This window comes from Peribacillus cavernae (genome assembly GCF_003989135.1).
GTDB classification, from domain to species: domain Bacteria; phylum Bacillota; class Bacilli; order Bacillales; family DSM-1321; genus Peribacillus; species Peribacillus cavernae.
On the sequence record NZ_RYZZ01000011.1, the window covers coordinates 1 to 15,104 of the forward strand.

Genomic DNA, 15,104 nt, shown 5'->3' on the forward strand with positions numbered 1-15,104 from the left:
GCGCTTTGTTTTGTTCAGTTTTCAAAGAGCAATTATTTCGGCTAATCAAAAAGTATAAACAGGTTCTTTCTGAACGTGTAAGAAAAATTAACGGTTCCACCTTCGTCTAAAAGACTCGGTTGCAAGCCGGATTTTCCTAATCGTTTCTCTCGGAAGCGACTTTATTACTATAACATCTCACACTATCAACGTCAATAACTTTTTATATGTTTTTTTGATCAAAATTGAGTTATTATCCTTTTTAACGACAAGAAAACATGATACCACCACTTTAGTTTATGGTCAACCATATTTGATTTTTATTTTGGAATAACAAAAAAAGGCTCGAGTGGCTAAGCTCGAGCTCTGCAGCTGCTCCTGAATTTACATTACCCAGTAATCAATTGCGGCTAGTGCAGCAACACCTGGTATGCCAAGAAAACCAGAAACAGATGCTGTTATAATATTTATCGGCACATGCACTCCTGCCTGGTTGCCTAACGCATTTAAGAAAAATAAAAATACCGCCCCGATCACAACCTTTATCAGTCCCTGTCCCAAAAACCGAATTGGCTTTAATGGTGCACCCACTAAAAGCAATAACAAAATCAAGCCGGCAATAACCGCAACAACTACAATCGGCTCCAAAATAATCCCTCCCCACACAGTAGCTTGTACTTCAATTTATGATGTGAAGAACGAATTAAGAACCATGTGGCAGGGAGCTTTTCTCACCTTTTCACTCTTACCTGTCTTTCCTTTGCCTCTTTGAACAGGTAAAAGTATTTCACTTCTGCCAATTTAGCCTGAACGAGTGCATCATCTGATGGATCAAAACTTTTTTCCAGCAGTGATTTCCGGCTGAACCAGTTTCTTTTTTGCTGTTCCAATTGCTGCATTAACTTTTCGTCATATTCATTTCGCAGCCAACCTTTTCGACGAAAGAACATTTTAGCCCTCCACTCTTACATTTCTCTTCTACCTTCAAGAGCTTTAGACAAAGTAACTTCATCTGCGTATTCAAGGTCACCGCCGACAGGCAAGCCATGGGCGATTCTCGTAATCTTGATTCCTGATGGTTTTAAGAGACGCGAAATATACATGGCTGTTGCTTCCCCTTCGATATTCGGGTTCGTTGCCAATATCACTTCCTGGACCGCTTCGTCCTGAAGGCGTTTCAATAAATCGGGGATGTTGATATCCTCAGGACCGATTCCATCCATTGGTGAAATGCTTCCGTGAAGAACGTGATACAAACCGTTAAACTCTCTCATTTTTTCCATGGCGATGACATCTTTAGGATCCTGTACCACACATATCAAACTGCGGTCGCGTCTTTGGTCCTCGCAAATATAACAGGGATCCTGGTCCGTGATATGCCCGCATACAGAACAATATGTCAGATTCCGCTTTGCATTCACAAGTGCCTTTGCAAAATCCAAAACCGTATCTTCTTTCATACCCAATACAAAAAAAGCAAGCCGGGCTGCCGTTTTAGGGCCAATACCCGGCAATTTCATAAAACTGTCAATAAGCTTGGAAATTGGTTCAGGATAATGCATATTATTCCCCCTAGGATTAAAACATTCCAGGAAGGTTTAATCCTTTTGTGAATTGCCCCATTGTTTGATTAGTCAGTTCATCCGCTTTTTTCAAGGCATCATTGGTAGCTGCTAATACTAAGTCCTGAAGCATTTCGATATCATCCGGATCGACAACCTCTGGTTTGATATTCACTTCGACAATTTCTTTATGGCCGCTAACGATAACCGTTACCATTCCACCGCCAGCTGTACCTTCAATTTTCTTTTCGCCAAGCTCTTCCTGGGCCTCGGCCATTTTCTTTTGCATTTTCTGCATTTGTTTCATCATATTTTGCATGTTTCCGCCACGCATTCCCATATCCATACCTCCAATTATTCTTTAATTTCTAGCAATTCATCACCGACTAATTTACGGGCCTCTGCGATAAAAGGGTCTTCTTCTTGCTGTACTCTTGCATCGGGTGAATCGATGGCTTGAGTGGCAAGGAAGTCTTCCCTTATTCGCTGCCATTGATTTTCAGGAACTCCCGCCACTTCAAGGCGATGGCCAGTTATTTTTTGCATAATCGCTGCCATTACCTCAAGAAACCGGGTATTTTCCATCGCCATCTGGCAATGAATATCATATTTGAATTTTAACACAAACGCAGTTGAAGAAGCAGCTACCGGTTCAGCTTCATTCAGTAAAGCTGCCAAAGATTTTAAATTTTGTTGTCCAAGCTGCTCAAGAATTTCTCCCCATCGGCTTTTGACTTGGTTCAGATCCTGCTTGGTCGCTGACTTGAGAACTTGATGGATCTTCCCTACGGGGGCTTTATAAGCCTTTTTCGACACACGCTGGGTTTTTGGCTGTGTTGCTGCCATCTTTTCTTCCGTAGTTATCGCTATCCCTTTTTCCCTGATCTCCTGAAGCTGCCTTTCCAGTTCAGAAATTTTTTGCTGCAGCTCTTCTATCCTGCCGTCGGATACATGTGCGGATCGTTCCTGATGACAAAGTTTAACCAGGGCCACTTCGAGAAATATCCGCGGTGTGTTCGTCCACTTCATTTCCTGCTGGGTCTTGTTGAAACTTTCGATAATATCATAAATATAATCTGTTGTAACTGCTTCCGCCAATTCCTTGAAACCAGGATCAATCATCGCCCGTTCAAACGAATCGGCCAGGCCCGGTGCAGTTTGATACAACAGCATGTCCCGGAAGAAAAAGATCATATCCTCGATAAACCGGGAAGGATCCTTTCCCATGGATAGCAATTCCTCTAATATCTGCAGGACATTTGTTACGTCTTTTTCATATAACGCTTTTGCCAGGCGGCTCAAAAATGCCTGTGACACGGATCCGGTTACCGTAAGGGCGTCCTCAACGGTGACTTCATCTTCGCTGAATGAAATGGCCTGGTCAAGCAGGCTCAATGCATCGCGCATTCCACCCTCCGCAGCTCTGGCAATGATATGCATCGCCTGGTCATCAAATACTACGCCCGTTTCAGTAGCAATCTGTGCCATTCGCCCAACAATATCCTGCGGCTGAATCCTTTTGAAGTCAAACCGCTGGCAGCGGGAGATGATCGTAAGCGGTATCTTGTGAGGTTCTGTAGTAGCCAAAATGAAAATCACATGCTTTGGAGGTTCCTCGAGCGTCTTTAACAATGCATTGAATGCTCCCTGTGAAAGCATGTGGACTTCATCAACAATGTATACTTTATAGGCAACTGCACTTGGCGCATATTTCACTTTATCACGGATATCACGGATTTCTTCCACGCCGTTATTGGATGCCGCATCAATTTCAATCACGTCAGGAATCGAGCCATCGGCAATCCCTTTGCAGGCTGCACATTCATTGCAAGGCTCACTTACAAGGTTCTTTTCACAGTTCACAGCCTTCGCCAGAATTTTTGCCGCACTCGTTTTTCCTGTACCGCGCGGGCCAGAAAATAGGTAGGCGTGGGAAACCTTTTGCTGCATTAGAGCATTCTGCAAGGTTTTGGTCACATGCCCCTGGCCTACGACATCAAGAAACTGCTGCGGCCTCCATACTCGATATAATGCTTGATACCCCACGGTAACGCCCCCTTTATTTTCTATTCCCATACTATTATACCGTAAAAATTTTCTTTTTTTCAAAATCTTATCAGACTGAATTGTCATCCTGATAGCTATCCGGAATTTTTTTAAAAACTTGCCATAACCGCAAAAAAACCCATCCAATGGATGAGTTGTCGTGCTATGTAATAACTGCCGTGCACCTTCTGTCGATTAGCACCCATAAGCGTTACTTAAGCAGTTAGCTCAGTCCAGGCAACCCTGCGGCACATGAGAGCTTCCACTTAATGCTGCTTCCTTCCGGACCTGACATGGTTCATGGATTCCCATTGCGCAGGACCCGGACGTCAACGCCACTTACTTAAGGCAGGCCCTACAGTATGCTAACCTCGAGAAGGGATTCAGCCTCGCTGGAGCGGATTGCGAGTACAGGGCACCGCTACCTCCCCGCCTAGCACGGCAAATTTGCTACCATATTCACATAGCGCCATTTACGGCGCATAATTTAGTATACTAAGGTTCCGGGAAAAAAGCAATCTTTATTCCCTGTCAATTCCTTCATTCCTATCTAGCTGCATGGTCTTCCTGTTGGCTTTTTCGGCTTTTTTGCGTTCACGCAGATCCCTGAAGAAATCAGTCAGGATTGTTCCGCACTCTTTCTGCAGAATGCCGCTTGTCACTTCACTTTGATGGTTGAACCGCTTATCCTGGAGCAGGTTCATTAGCGTGCCGGCGCAACCCGCTTTCGGGTCATGCGCCCCGAAAACGACCCTTTTTATGCGGGATTGGATGATCGCTCCGGCACACATCGGACAGGGTTCAAGGGTTACATATAAGGTAGCATCCTCCAGACGCCAGGTTCCAAGCGTTTCACAAGCATCCTTTATCGCCAGAAGCTCTGCGTGGCAAATAGCATTGTGGTCTGTTTCACGAAGATTATGCCCCTTTGCGACAATTTTTCCAGCTGCCTCTATAATAGCTCCAATCGGAACCTCGTTTAAATCCCTTGCCTTTTTCGCTTCTACCAACGCCATTTGCATATAAAAAGAATCATCTTTCATTATCGAAACCCTTTCATGAGATAATAAAGGTAAAGGAATAACAGCGCAAGCGGCTTTTAAAAAGGAAATCCTGACCTAATCATGAATTTTAAAGGAAGATAGCTGATACCGCAACCACTAATTAGAATGCCCTGTCTAATCTACCAGTCTGTGATACAATAATTTTTGGACTGAAAACCAAATAGGCTGAATTAGCCATGTTGAACCTGATCAGGATGTGCTTTGAAGGAGGACGGAATTCATGAAGAACACACCATTTATCACCGTTGAGGGTCCGATTGGTGTGGGAAAAACATCATTAGCTAAAGCAATCTCTGAACATTTCCAATTTACACTATTGAAGGAAATTGTAGACGAAAACCCATTTATTGGTAAATTCTACAAAAATATAGATGAGTGGAGCTTTCAAACTGAAATGTTTTTCCTCTGCAACCGCTACAAGCAACTAGAGGATATTGAAACACAAATTATTTCCGATAATAAAGCGGTCGTGGCAGATTACCATATTTTCAAAAATTTAATTTTTGCACAAAGAACATTAAAGAACCGCCAATATGATAAATACCTTGAAATTTTTAATATACTAACAGATGATATGCCAAGACCAAACATGGTTATCTACTTAAATGCCAGCCTGGATACATTGTTAAACAGGATCAGCAAAAGAGGCAGGGACTTCGAAAAGAATATTAGCCCGTTATATCTGGAACAATTATCACTTGATTATCGAACCTTTATGGAGACTTATGAGGAACAGCATCCAGACATACCTGTCCTGCGTTTCAACGGAGACCTGCTCGATTTCGTGGAGAATGAAAAGGATTTAACGACAATCCTATCGCAAATAGGGGACGAGTTGCAAAAAGGAGTTTATACGAATGAACCTACGAAATAAATATGACATTCCACATAATACCGTCATCACAATTGCGGGAACGGTAGGAGTCGGCAAATCGACGATGACAAATGCCCTGGCAAACGCTTTGAATTTCCGGACTTCACTTGAAAAGGTCGATGCAAATCCTTACCTTGATAAATTCTATGATGATTTTGAACGCTGGAGCTTTCATCTCCAAATTTATTTCCTGGCAGAACGCTTTAAAGAACAAAAACGCATTTTTGAATACGGCGGCGGTTTTATCCAGGATCGTTCGATTTATGAAGATACAGGTATATTCGCAAAAATGCATTATGAAAAGGGAACGATGAACAAGGTGGATTACGAAACGTATACCAGCCTTTTTGAAGCAATGGTCATGACACCGTATTTCCCGCATCCTGATCTTCTCATTTATCTGGAAGGATCACTTGAAGACATTCTCCGCCGGATCAAGGAACGCGGCCGCCCGATGGAACAGCAGACTCCCGTTGGGTACTGGAAGGAAATGCATCAACGCTATGAAGATTGGATCAACCACTTTAACGCGTGTCCGGTCTTGCGTTTAAATATCAATGACTACGATCTTGTACAAAGCCATGGATCGGCAGAACCTGTTGTCGAACGGATTGCTTCGTTTATGGAACAAACAAAAAGACTACGTAAAATATAAAAAAATCACCAGGTAACTGGTGATTTTTTTGTAAGAAGTTATACCAGAAAAATTAAAAAACCGCTACATTGCTGTAACGATTTTTTTATGATCTCATACGATCTCTTATTATGCGCTGTGGTTATTCAATTAAAAATGGAGGAGGAAGAGGGATTCGAACCCCCGCGGGCTTTGACACCCCTGTCGGTTTTCAAGACCGATCCCTTCAGCCAGACTTGGGTATTCCTCCGTATCAACATGTAATAGATTAACATGGATAAAATTCATTGTCAATATTTTAAAATGCTTTTTCAAAAAAATTCTAAGAAAAGCGGAATTGTTTATAAAAAAAACGTCAACTAATATCCGCCACGCCCTTATGCCCTCGTCGGCGCTAGTACATTCATATACGTCGAAGCTTGAGAACTGTACTATTGAAAAAGTTATACTTATCTTTTTAGAAGAAGGAAAAGCGCAATGCTTTTCCCTCTGTGAGATTACCGTTTAATCACTTCAGCACCGCGCATATACGGTCTTAGCACCTCAGGGAGCACGACGCTGCCATCAGCCTGCTGGTAGTTTTCCAGTATCGCGGCCACAGTACGGCCGATTGCCAGACCAGAGCCATTTAATGTATGGACATGCTCCGGTTTAGCCTTTGTGTCGCGGCGGAATCGGATATTAGCCCGCCTTGCTTGAAAGGCTTCAAAGTTACTGCAAGAAGAAATTTCGCGGTACGTTCCATAGCTTGGGATCCAGACTTCGATATCGTATTTTTTTGCAGCAGTAAAGCCGAGATCGGCCGTACACATGCCTAATACACGGTAAGGAAGGCCCAAAAGCTGAAGCACTTTTTCAGCATGCCCCGTTAGTTTTTCAAGCGCCTTATAAGAATCCTCAGGCTTCACGAATTTCACAAGCTCCACTTTATTGAATTGATGCTGGCGGATCAGGCCGCGTGTATCCCTTCCTGCAGATCCAGCTTCAGACCGGAAGCTCGCACTAAATGCAGCATAACTGATTGGCAAATCATCACCATCCAAGATCTCATCCCGATGATAGTTTGTCACCGGTACTTCCGCGGTCGGGATTAAGAAATAATCCTCACTTTCGATCCGGAACGCATCTTCTTCGAATTTAGGCAGCTGGCCTGTGCCGGTCATGCTCGCACGATTCACCAGATAAGGCGGCAGCATTTCTTCATATCCATGCTCTTCAACGTGCAAATCAAGCATGAAGCTGATTAACGCACGCTCAAGCCGGGCACCCAAACCTTTATAAAAGACAAAACGGCTGCCTGTAACTTTTGAAGCCCGTTCAAAGTCGAGAATGCCAAGCGCTCCGGCAACATCCCAATGCGGCTTTGCTTCAAATCCAAATGACGGGACTTCACCCCATTTGCGGATTTCAATATTATCATCCTCTGTCTCACCGACAGGAACGCTCTCGTGTGGAATATTGGGAATGGACAACAGCAGTTTTTCCAAAATCGCTTCCACATCACGAAGCTCGGTATCCAGCCCTTTAATCTTATCGCCGACCTCACGCATTTCTGTAATTAAATCATCAGCATCCTGCTTTTCCCGCTTTAAGGCAGCTATCTGCTGGGATACTTCATTGCGGCGGTTCTTAAGCTGCTCCGTTTCAACAAGTAAAGAACGGCGCTTCACATCCAATTCCTCAAACTTCCCTAAGTCCGTCAAATCTTCACCGCGATGTTGCAGCAGATGCTTTACTTCTTCAAAGTTATTGCGTAAAAATTTCAAATCCAGCATGCGTAATTCCTCCTCATTTTCCCATCAAGATCTATGAAACCAAATCTGAAAACGCAAAAAACTCCCGTCCCCAAAAAAGGGACGAGAGTTTACCCGCGTTGCCACCCTAGTTGAAAGCATAGCATGCCTTCCACTTATAAAGATAACGGCTTATGCCGAAAGTAATTACTTACCCGCTAGGTGTTCCTTACTTTACTCGAGGATGGATTTACAGGCTGCTGACACCGGTTTACACCCTCCACCGGCTCTCTGTAGAAAGCAATGCCTGTTACTGATTCCTGTCATGGTTTTATGATAATCAAATTGTTTTCCATAATGTACTATAATTTTCAACAAGATGCAACCACTTTATACAGCTTTAGCACGAAGAGATTCTTTTATCATTTCAATAAAGAGCTCCGTAAGACGGTGGTCGTCCGTTAACTCTGGGTGAAATGAACATCCTAAAAATTGTCCTTCACGTGCCGCTACAATCCGGCCATTATATTCAGCCAGCACCTCTGCTCCCTCTCCAGCTTCGATGATGTGGGGAGCACGGATAAAGACAGCCGTGAACGGATCTTCCATGCCTTTAATCTCAAGGTCTGCCTCAAAGCTGTCTATCTGCCGGCCAAAAGAATTCCGTGCAACTGTTACATTCAATACTCCAAGGTGAGGCTCTTCAAATCCTTCAATATGTTTCGCCAAAATGATCAGCCCTGCACATGTACCGAAAATGGGTTTTCTTTTACGAGCAAATTCCCTTAGAGGCTCCATGAAACCATACTGATTCATCAGCTTTCGCATTGTCGTGCTTTCCCCGCCAGGGATAATCAAGCCGTCGATACCCTCGAGCTGTTCCGCCTTTTTCACAACGACAGCCGCGGCACCTGATATCTCAATGGAGCGGACATGTTCCCTGACAGCGCCCTGCAGTCCTAAAACGCCAATCGTAATCATGATGATAGCCTCCTTGCGCTTTGCTGATTACCAGCCGCGCTCTTGCATTCTTTGTCCAGGAGTCAATGATGAAATTTCAAGTCCTTTCATTGCCTCACCCAGCCCTTTGGACAGGTTGGCAATTAATTCGTAATCCTGGTAATGGGTTGTAGCTTCCACTATCGCTTTAGCGAATTTTGCTGGGTTTTCCGATTTGAAAATTCCAGAGCCGACAAACACACCGTCTGCTCCAAGTTCCATCATTAATGCAGCATCTGCAGGAGTAGCCACTCCACCCGCTGCGAAATTCACGACAGGTAAACCGCCATTCTCCTTGATTTGAAGCAAGACTTCGTAAGGAGCTCCTAGTAATTTAGCTTCTGTCATAATTTCATCTTCATTCATCGAAATTAATTTACGTACCTGCCCATTTACTTGTCGCATATGGCGAACAGCCTCGACGATATTTCCTGTTCCCGGTTCGCCCTTTGTTCTAAGCATTGAAGCACCCTCACCTATACGGCGTGCTGCTTCCCCTAAATCACGGCAGCCACAAACAAATGGTACCGTATACAGCTTTTTATTTAAGTGATACTCTTCATCTGCCGGTGTGAGAACTTCACTTTCATCGATATAATCTACGCCAAGAGATTCAAGGATACGCGCTTCCACAATATGTCCGATTCTAGCTTTCGCCATAACCGGAATGGAGACAGCCTCCATTACCTCCTGAACAATTGAGATATCAGCCATTCTTGCTACTCCGCCTGCTGCACGGATATCAGAAGGGACACGTTCCAGCGCCATAACGGCAACTGCCCCGGCTTCCTCGGCTATTTTAGCCTGTTCAGCATTGACAACGTCCATAATAACGCCGCCTTTTTGCATCTCAGCCATCCCGCGTTTAACTCTATCTGTACCAGTATTCATTTTTTTACCCCCTAGAAAAGTTGACTGCCTAATTTTAATCTAACTATATATAGCCTATTATATGAATTATCTCTAAAAAAAAACTCCTGTCAAGACAGGAGCACTATAAAAACGGCTTTTTTAAGAGTGGAAATAACTAGAACCAACTCGTAACTGTGGATGAAGCACTATGCCACACATCACCGAAGAAGCCGCCTACTGCCCTCATCGAAAGCACAAACCAATTCGATTTCTCAACATCTTCAAGCGCAACTAGATCAACCTTGTTCGCTTTGCTGCCTTCACTGGTGATAAATCCATATTCTTTGGCTTCCTTCTGTTTAACCGTTACATACCCGACTTTTTCACCTTTTTTAACGGGAGCAGTTAATTCACCGTCTTTATTCAGCTTGTCTTTATCTACAACTACTACAGGCTGATAATTGTTCTTTTCCCCATTCTTGATTACTAGATCGATAGGTTGTTTTGTTGTTATTTTAACAGAGTCCTCTTTTCCTTTTACAACAGGAATCGTCTTTTTATCTTTTGGTTGATAGTCAGCAGAAAGGACTTTTTCATTACCGAAGTTATCGAATGCATAATTCATAAGCTTTGTCGTATCAGCAAACCGTTCTCCTTTAGAAGTCGATTTCATGACGACGGTGATATAACGCTGGCCATCCTTCTCTACTGTACCAGTGTGGGCATAGCCGGCAAAATCTGTGGATCCAGTCTTTAAGCCGTCAACTCCAGGATATTCATGAATCAACCCTGGAAGCATCCAGTTAAAGTTAGGGTATTCTTTCCCATCGCGAAATTTCAACTTTGGAATTTTCGCATATTCGAGAACCTCAGGATAATCAGCAATGATATGAAATGCTAATGTCGCCATGTCACGTGCGGTCATGACATTCTCCTCGTCGGGAGCACCTGCCGGATAATTTCCGAGAAGGTCTTTGTTGTTCAATCCACTTGAATTCACAAATTTATAGTTCTTTAGATCTAATTCTTTAGCCTTCTTATTCATCATTTTGACGAAGTTTTTCTCACTCCCGCCAATCGCCTCTGCCAATGCGACCGTGGCAGCATTCCCGGAGTGGACTGCCATGGCAGAGTATAATTCTTTTACTGTATAATCTTCCCCTTCTGTCAGTCCTATATTTGAAAGATTCGGGGCTTTCGAAAGTCTATATACATAATTATTGATTTTCACTTTCTGATCCCAATCTAGCTTTCCTTTTTCAATCGCTTCGAGAACCATATACTCAGACATCATTTTGGACATAGAAGCAATACCCAGTACTTTATCTGCGTTTTTCTCATAAAGGATTCTCCCCGACTTCGCATCAAGAATGATAGCCGCTTCCGCCTTTAATCCCAGTGTATCTTCTTCGGCCTTTGCACTGCCGGGGTTATAGGCAAATTGCGATGCCATCAAAACAAAAAACATCGTAAAGATCAGTGTAATCTTGCTGATTCTTTTCACTTTCAAATACCTCCAACTTTCATAGCTTCTATATTGTCGAAGAGACTCTCTCCGTTATTTGGAAACAAACGCCTTATCTAGTTTATCACAAACATATTAAAAAAAATAGACAGAGAAAAGTACCTCTCCGCCTACTTTTAATGAAATTATTTTTTTGTAAAATAGGAAATAAGGCAGTTTTCAAAAGACTTCTGCTTTTCTTACATAGAGTAATTGGGAGACTCTTTTGTAATTTGTACATCGTGCGGGTGACTTTCTCGCAAACCTGCTCCGGTCATTCGTACGAATTGGCTGTTTTCTCTGAGTGCATGAAGGTCTTTTGACCCGCAGTATCCCATACCAGACCGAATGCCGCCCACTAATTGATAGATGGTATCGGCAAGCGGTCCTTTATAAGGCAGCCGCCCTTCTATGCCTTCTGGAACAAATTTTTTATTTTCTTCCTGGAAATAACGATCTTTTGACCCTTTTTCCATTGCCGCAACAGAACCCATCCCGCGGTAAACTTTAAAGCGTCTTCCCTGGAATATTTCTGTTTCTCCCGGGCTTTCAGAGACACCGGCCAGCATGCTGCCCAGCATAACGGCATGACCGCCTGCTGCCAAAGCCTTCACAATATCTCCTGAATATTTAATTCCGCCATCTGCAATGATTGTCTTACCATGCTTGCGTGCTTCTGTCGCACAATCAAAAACAGCCGTAATTTGCGGCACCCCAACACCTGCTACAACGCGTGTTGTACAGATTGATCCTGGCCCAATGCCTACCTTGACAACATCTGCACCAGCCTCAATCAGGGCCTTTGTCGCTTCAGCAGTAGCGACATTCCCTGCAATAATGGCCAGCTCAGGATAAGCGTCACGAATTTGCTTTACCGTATCAAGCACCCCCTGAGAATGACCATGTGCTGTATCTACGACAATTGCATCAACGTTTGATTTCACAAGCATCTCGATGCGTTTCATGGTATCTTTCGTAACACCGACTGCAGCGCCGGCAAGCAATCTTCCTTGCTTGTCCTTTGCTGAGTTAGGAAATTCAATGACTTTTTCTATATCTTTAATGGTAATAAGCCCTTTTAATACACCGTTATCATCTACAAGAGGGAGTTTTTCAATTTTATATTGCTGGAGAATCTTTTCCGCTTGTTCCAGATTCGTACCGACAGAAGCAGTAACGAGATTTTCTTTTGTCATCACATCGGAAATTTTCATGGAAAAGTCCTCGATAAACCGCAAATCTCGATTGGTAATAATGCCGACTAATTTCTGTTCTTCTTCATTGTTAACGATTGGAACCCCGGAAATGCGATATTTTCCCATTAAATGTTCAGCATCAAAAACCTGATGTACAGGAGTCAGAAAAAAAGGATCGGTAATGACGCCGCTTTCGGAACGTTTCACTTTATCCACCAAATCTGCCTGTTGTTCAATGGACATATTTTTATGAATAATGCCTAGGCCCCCCTGGCGTGCCATGGCAATCGCCATCTCCGCTTCAGTTACCGTATCCATCCCGGCACTGATAATTGGCATATTGAGCCTAAGATTTTCTGCCAATGTAACTTGCAGATTTGCATCCTTTGGAAGCACCTCGGATTTACCCGGTACTAGCAACACATCATCAAAGGTTAATCCTTCTTTTGCAAATTTATTTTCCCACATCTTTTTTCCCCTCCTGCTAAAAATATTATTTGTAGGTTATCAATTGGACAAAATACTGTCAAGGAAGTTTTGAAATGTTAGACTTTTCTATTAATTTGGAGGTTTTATCTTGGAAATGAAAAATGACGTCTGGAATTCATTCATTTACTTTTTCTCTGCATCCTCTACACAAACTTATCTAAAGAAATGTTATGCAGAAGCGAACATAATGGACAAGGAAAAGAAAAGCTTTGAGAATTGCTATCCTTTTATATATTACATCGAACATGCTCAAGCTTATTATAACCAGGCGGCCGCTGCTCCATTATCAATTCAGCCTATTTTATCCTTTTACGGCTTTATCCAGCTTCTTAAAGCCTGCCTTCTAACGATTGATCCGAACTATCCAGAGTCAACATCCGTTTTGGCTCATGGCGTTACCACTCGGAAACGGAAAAAGCAGCAATATGAATTTATATATGATGAAGTCAAAGTGCAAAAAAACGGCTTATTTACTTATATGGCTGAGAAAATGTTTCATCTGAAACATCTGGACGGAGAGAAATTTTCCATGGGGGAATTGTTGAAGGAACTTCCAGAACTAGAGAAATGCTTTCAATTTCTCCATTCTAAAAGCAATTTTAAAACACTTATACCTATGGTAGAAGGATATTCACTTCCATCCTCAATTCTGGATACCTTTCACATGACCGGCAGCCGTTTTAAGGATTTTCTTGAAGCGAAAACAAAGAATAAATACTCTGTTGAAGAACAAGAAGCCCGCCTGATTTTGCATCCAGGCCGTGAATGGTCCTTAAATCTTGATTCACCAATCCATTATCACCTTTTTGAAAAAAGTTTCGCAATCTCGATGAATAAAAACTCCAGCTGCTTTGGATTTCCAGAATTATTGGTACATTATCTGTTGCTCTATAATTTAAGTATGATTGCCCGATATGAGACAGAATGGTGGTCGGAACTGCTTAAAACAATGGCGAATGATGATTATCCACTTATTTCACAATTTTTAAATACCACACTGATTAAAGGCCCTCATCTTGTATATGAATGGCTGACGAAAGAACGGTTTATAGACGTATGATCCTTAGTCATTATTAAAATATTGCAACGCCTTACTAAGCTATACCAGAGGTTTCGAAATATCTTAAACCCTTTGAAATCATGAACTGAGAAGGATTTACAAACCGGCGGACACTGCATTCCTGACCTTCTTTTTCATGACTTTATTTCCTGGGCAACTTCCTATTCTCAAAAGGAAGAAAGACCAGCCTCATCGCTGGCCGAAGACTTTCCCGAAGATTGTACTACCTGACTATTACGTTGCGACATGGATGTGGCGGTTTTAGAAGCCCTCTTATCTCTCAACTACCATCAGCGCTCGAGCTCACCCTCTGTGTTCGGACTCCTGGATGGCGATGAGCGGCGGATCTCTTCGTCTTAGAATAACTACGTTCGATCATAAATTTCGATGATCGCTCTTACATTTGGATTAACGCTCTTAAATCCGAATAATCGCTCTTACCTCTTGAATAATCGCTCTTAACTGGAAAAAAGGTAGTATTCCGGCAAGGTTTCTTCCACAACCCATAGGAATTCTCCTCAATATTTTTCATTTTCCTATTAGAAAAACTATGATCGATCATAAATTTCGATGATCGCTCTTACATTTGGCCTATCGCTCTTAAATCGGAAAACGGACTACTATTAGCTTCATGTATTCGGTTCCCACCTCGAACAGAAGTCTCTATCATGCTTTTTACTCCTGCATGCTTGAAACATCAAAAAAGACCAGTCTTATCGACTGGTCTTGCGCTTGCTTGGCGGCGTCCTACTCTCACAGGACTTGCACAGGATGTGCTGACTTCTCCGTTGCCACATGGATGTGGCGGTTTTAGGAGAAGCTCCTTAATCCCCCAACTACCATCAGCGCTCGAGCTCAACTTCCGTGTTCGGACCCTGGATGGCGATGAGCGGCGGATCTCTTCGTCTGCTTCCTTCGCTCCGGTCCTCATGTACATAGTACATTCCGGTCCTCGCTCTCTCGCTTCCTCGACCTCCCCATCCAGGTTTACGTTTTCTTTATTTTATTTGAAATTGCATTCTACTTCTTTCGTGTATTTCAACCTTCGGTTTTAATATATCAAAAAAGACCAGCCTCATCGACTGGTCTTGCGCTTGCTTGGCGACGTCCTA

At 43.0% G+C, this 15,104-nt stretch carries 14 protein-coding genes, 1 tRNA gene, 1 other RNA gene and 1 other annotated feature; of the genes, 3 read left to right on the plus strand and 13 right to left on the minus strand.

Annotated elements, in window-relative coordinates:
• Nucleotides 1-363: 363 nt before the first annotated feature.
• The 7 genes from ELQ35_RS10585 to tadA all read right to left on the minus strand — a co-directional run bounded on the left by ELQ35_RS10585 (nucleotide 364) and on the right by tadA (nucleotide 4,630).
• Nucleotides 364-627 (minus strand): pro-sigmaK processing inhibitor BofA family protein, encoded by a 264-nt coding sequence (locus ELQ35_RS10585; RefSeq protein WP_126864814.1) that lies wholly within the window; start codon nucleotides 625-627, stop codon nucleotides 364-366.
• An 83-nt stretch (nucleotides 628-710) separates the two neighbouring features.
• Complete coding sequence (locus ELQ35_RS10590) at nucleotides 711-929, minus strand: YaaL family protein (protein ID WP_126864815.1); 219 nt, start codon at nucleotides 927-929, stop codon at nucleotides 711-713.
• A 15-nt stretch (nucleotides 930-944) separates the two neighbouring features.
• Nucleotides 945-1,541: a recombination mediator RecR gene (recR, locus tag ELQ35_RS10595; protein WP_126864816.1), complete on the minus strand. Its 597-nt coding sequence runs from the start codon at nucleotides 1,539-1,541 to the stop codon at nucleotides 945-947.
• Nucleotides 1,542-1,557: 16 nt separating this feature from the next.
• Nucleotides 1,558-1,875 carry a YbaB/EbfC family nucleoid-associated protein gene (locus ELQ35_RS10600; RefSeq protein WP_221884960.1) on the minus strand — a complete coding sequence of 106 codons (318 nt, stop codon included), beginning with the start codon at nucleotides 1,873-1,875 and terminating at the stop codon, nucleotides 1,558-1,560.
• 20 nt (nucleotides 1,876-1,895) lie between these two features.
• Entirely contained in the window at nucleotides 1,896-3,587 is a 1,692-nt protein-coding gene (gene dnaX, locus ELQ35_RS10605) for a DNA polymerase III subunit gamma/tau (RefSeq protein WP_126864818.1), read from the minus strand.
• Between the two features lie 177 nt (nucleotides 3,588-3,764).
• An RNA gene (gene ffs / locus ELQ35_RS10610) (signal recognition particle sRNA large type) lies at nucleotides 3,765-4,029 on the minus strand.
• Between the two features lie 79 nt (nucleotides 4,030-4,108).
• Entirely contained in the window at nucleotides 4,109-4,630 is a 522-nt protein-coding gene (gene tadA / locus ELQ35_RS10615) for a tRNA adenosine(34) deaminase TadA (protein WP_126864819.1), read from the minus strand.
• A 241-nt stretch (nucleotides 4,631-4,871) separates the two neighbouring features.
• Between tadA and ELQ35_RS10620 the strand changes: the two genes are divergently transcribed.
• Both ELQ35_RS10620 and ELQ35_RS10625 read left to right on the plus strand, forming a co-directional pair.
• The gene (locus ELQ35_RS10620) at nucleotides 4,872-5,525 is read left to right on the plus strand and encodes a deoxynucleoside kinase (protein ID WP_126864820.1); all 654 of its coding nucleotides are present in this window, start codon (nucleotides 4,872-4,874) and stop codon (nucleotides 5,523-5,525) included.
• The gene (locus ELQ35_RS10625; RefSeq protein ID WP_126864821.1) at nucleotides 5,509-6,180 is read left to right on the plus strand and encodes a deoxynucleoside kinase; all 672 of its coding nucleotides are present in this window, start codon (nucleotides 5,509-5,511) and stop codon (nucleotides 6,178-6,180) included. The genes ELQ35_RS10620 and ELQ35_RS10625 overlap by 17 nt, the downstream gene beginning before the upstream one ends.
• Before the next feature lie 136 nt (nucleotides 6,181-6,316).
• Here ELQ35_RS10625 and ELQ35_RS10630 read toward each other — a convergent pair.
• The 6 genes from ELQ35_RS10630 to guaB all read right to left on the minus strand — a co-directional run bounded on the left by ELQ35_RS10630 (nucleotide 6,317) and on the right by guaB (nucleotide 12,911).
• A tRNA-Ser gene (locus ELQ35_RS10630) sits at nucleotides 6,317-6,409 on the minus strand.
• A 247-nt stretch (nucleotides 6,410-6,656) separates the two neighbouring features.
• Nucleotides 6,657-7,934, minus strand: a complete 1,278-nt coding sequence (gene serS, locus ELQ35_RS10635; RefSeq protein WP_126864822.1) for a serine--tRNA ligase — start codon at nucleotides 7,932-7,934, stop codon at nucleotides 6,657-6,659.
• A gap of 74 nt (nucleotides 7,935-8,008) precedes the next feature.
• Nucleotides 8,009-8,228 (minus strand) — a binding site (T-box leader).
• Nucleotides 8,229-8,282: 54 nt separating this feature from the next.
• A complete protein-coding gene (gene pdxT / locus ELQ35_RS10640) occupies nucleotides 8,283-8,873 on the minus strand; it encodes a pyridoxal 5'-phosphate synthase glutaminase subunit PdxT (RefSeq protein WP_126864823.1) in 591 nt (196 codons plus the stop codon).
• 27 nt (nucleotides 8,874-8,900) lie between these two features.
• Nucleotides 8,901-9,782 carry a pyridoxal 5'-phosphate synthase lyase subunit PdxS gene (gene pdxS, locus ELQ35_RS10645; RefSeq protein WP_126864824.1) on the minus strand — a complete coding sequence of 294 codons (882 nt, stop codon included), beginning with the start codon at nucleotides 9,780-9,782 and terminating at the stop codon, nucleotides 8,901-8,903.
• A gap of 136 nt (nucleotides 9,783-9,918) precedes the next feature.
• Nucleotides 9,919-11,247 carry a D-alanyl-D-alanine carboxypeptidase family protein gene (locus ELQ35_RS10650; RefSeq protein ID WP_126864825.1) on the minus strand — a complete coding sequence of 443 codons (1,329 nt, stop codon included), beginning with the start codon at nucleotides 11,245-11,247 and terminating at the stop codon, nucleotides 9,919-9,921.
• 200 nt (nucleotides 11,248-11,447) lie between these two features.
• Nucleotides 11,448-12,911 (minus strand): IMP dehydrogenase, encoded by a 1,464-nt coding sequence (gene guaB, locus ELQ35_RS10655; RefSeq protein WP_126864826.1) that lies wholly within the window; start codon nucleotides 12,909-12,911, stop codon nucleotides 11,448-11,450.
• Between the two features lie 115 nt (nucleotides 12,912-13,026).
• Between guaB and ELQ35_RS10660 the strand changes: the two genes are divergently transcribed.
• On the plus strand, nucleotides 13,027-13,992 hold the full coding sequence (locus ELQ35_RS10660; RefSeq protein ID WP_126864827.1) for a YaaC family protein: 966 nt from the start codon (nucleotides 13,027-13,029) through the stop codon (nucleotides 13,990-13,992).
• Nucleotides 13,993-15,104: the final 1,112 nt, after the last annotated feature.

Bases quoted from the DNA above. Each gene is read 5' to 3' on its own strand.
- ELQ35_RS10590 (WP_126864815.1), bottom strand. From the start codon at position 929: ATGTTCTTTCGTCGAAAAGGTTGGCTGCGAAATGAATATGACGAAAAG.
- recR (WP_126864816.1), bottom strand. From the start codon at position 1,541: ATGCATTATCCTGAACCAATTTCCAAGCTTATTGACAGTTTTATGAAA.
- ELQ35_RS10600 (WP_221884960.1), bottom strand. From the start codon at position 1,875: ATGCGTGGCGGAAACATGCAAAATATGATGAAACAAATGCAGAAAATG.
- tadA (WP_126864819.1), bottom strand. From the start codon at position 4,630: ATGAAAGATGATTCTTTTTATATGCAAATGGCGTTGGTAGAAGCGAAA.
- ELQ35_RS10620 (WP_126864820.1), top strand. From the start codon at position 4,872: ATGAAGAACACACCATTTATCACCGTTGAGGGTCCGATTGGTGTGGGA.
- ELQ35_RS10625 (WP_126864821.1), top strand. From the start codon at position 5,509: ATGAACCTACGAAATAAATATGACATTCCACATAATACCGTCATCACA.
- serS (WP_126864822.1), bottom strand. From the start codon at position 7,934: ATGCTGGATTTGAAATTTTTACGCAATAACTTTGAAGAAGTAAAGCAT.
- pdxT (WP_126864823.1), bottom strand. From the start codon at position 8,873: ATGATTACGATTGGCGTTTTAGGACTGCAGGGCGCTGTCAGGGAACAT.
- pdxS (WP_126864824.1), bottom strand. From the start codon at position 9,782: ATGAATACTGGTACAGATAGAGTTAAACGCGGGATGGCTGAGATGCAA.
- guaB (WP_126864826.1), bottom strand. From the start codon at position 12,911: ATGTGGGAAAATAAATTTGCAAAAGAAGGATTAACCTTTGATGATGTG.
- ELQ35_RS10660 (WP_126864827.1), top strand. From the start codon at position 13,027: ATGAAAAATGACGTCTGGAATTCATTCATTTACTTTTTCTCTGCATCC.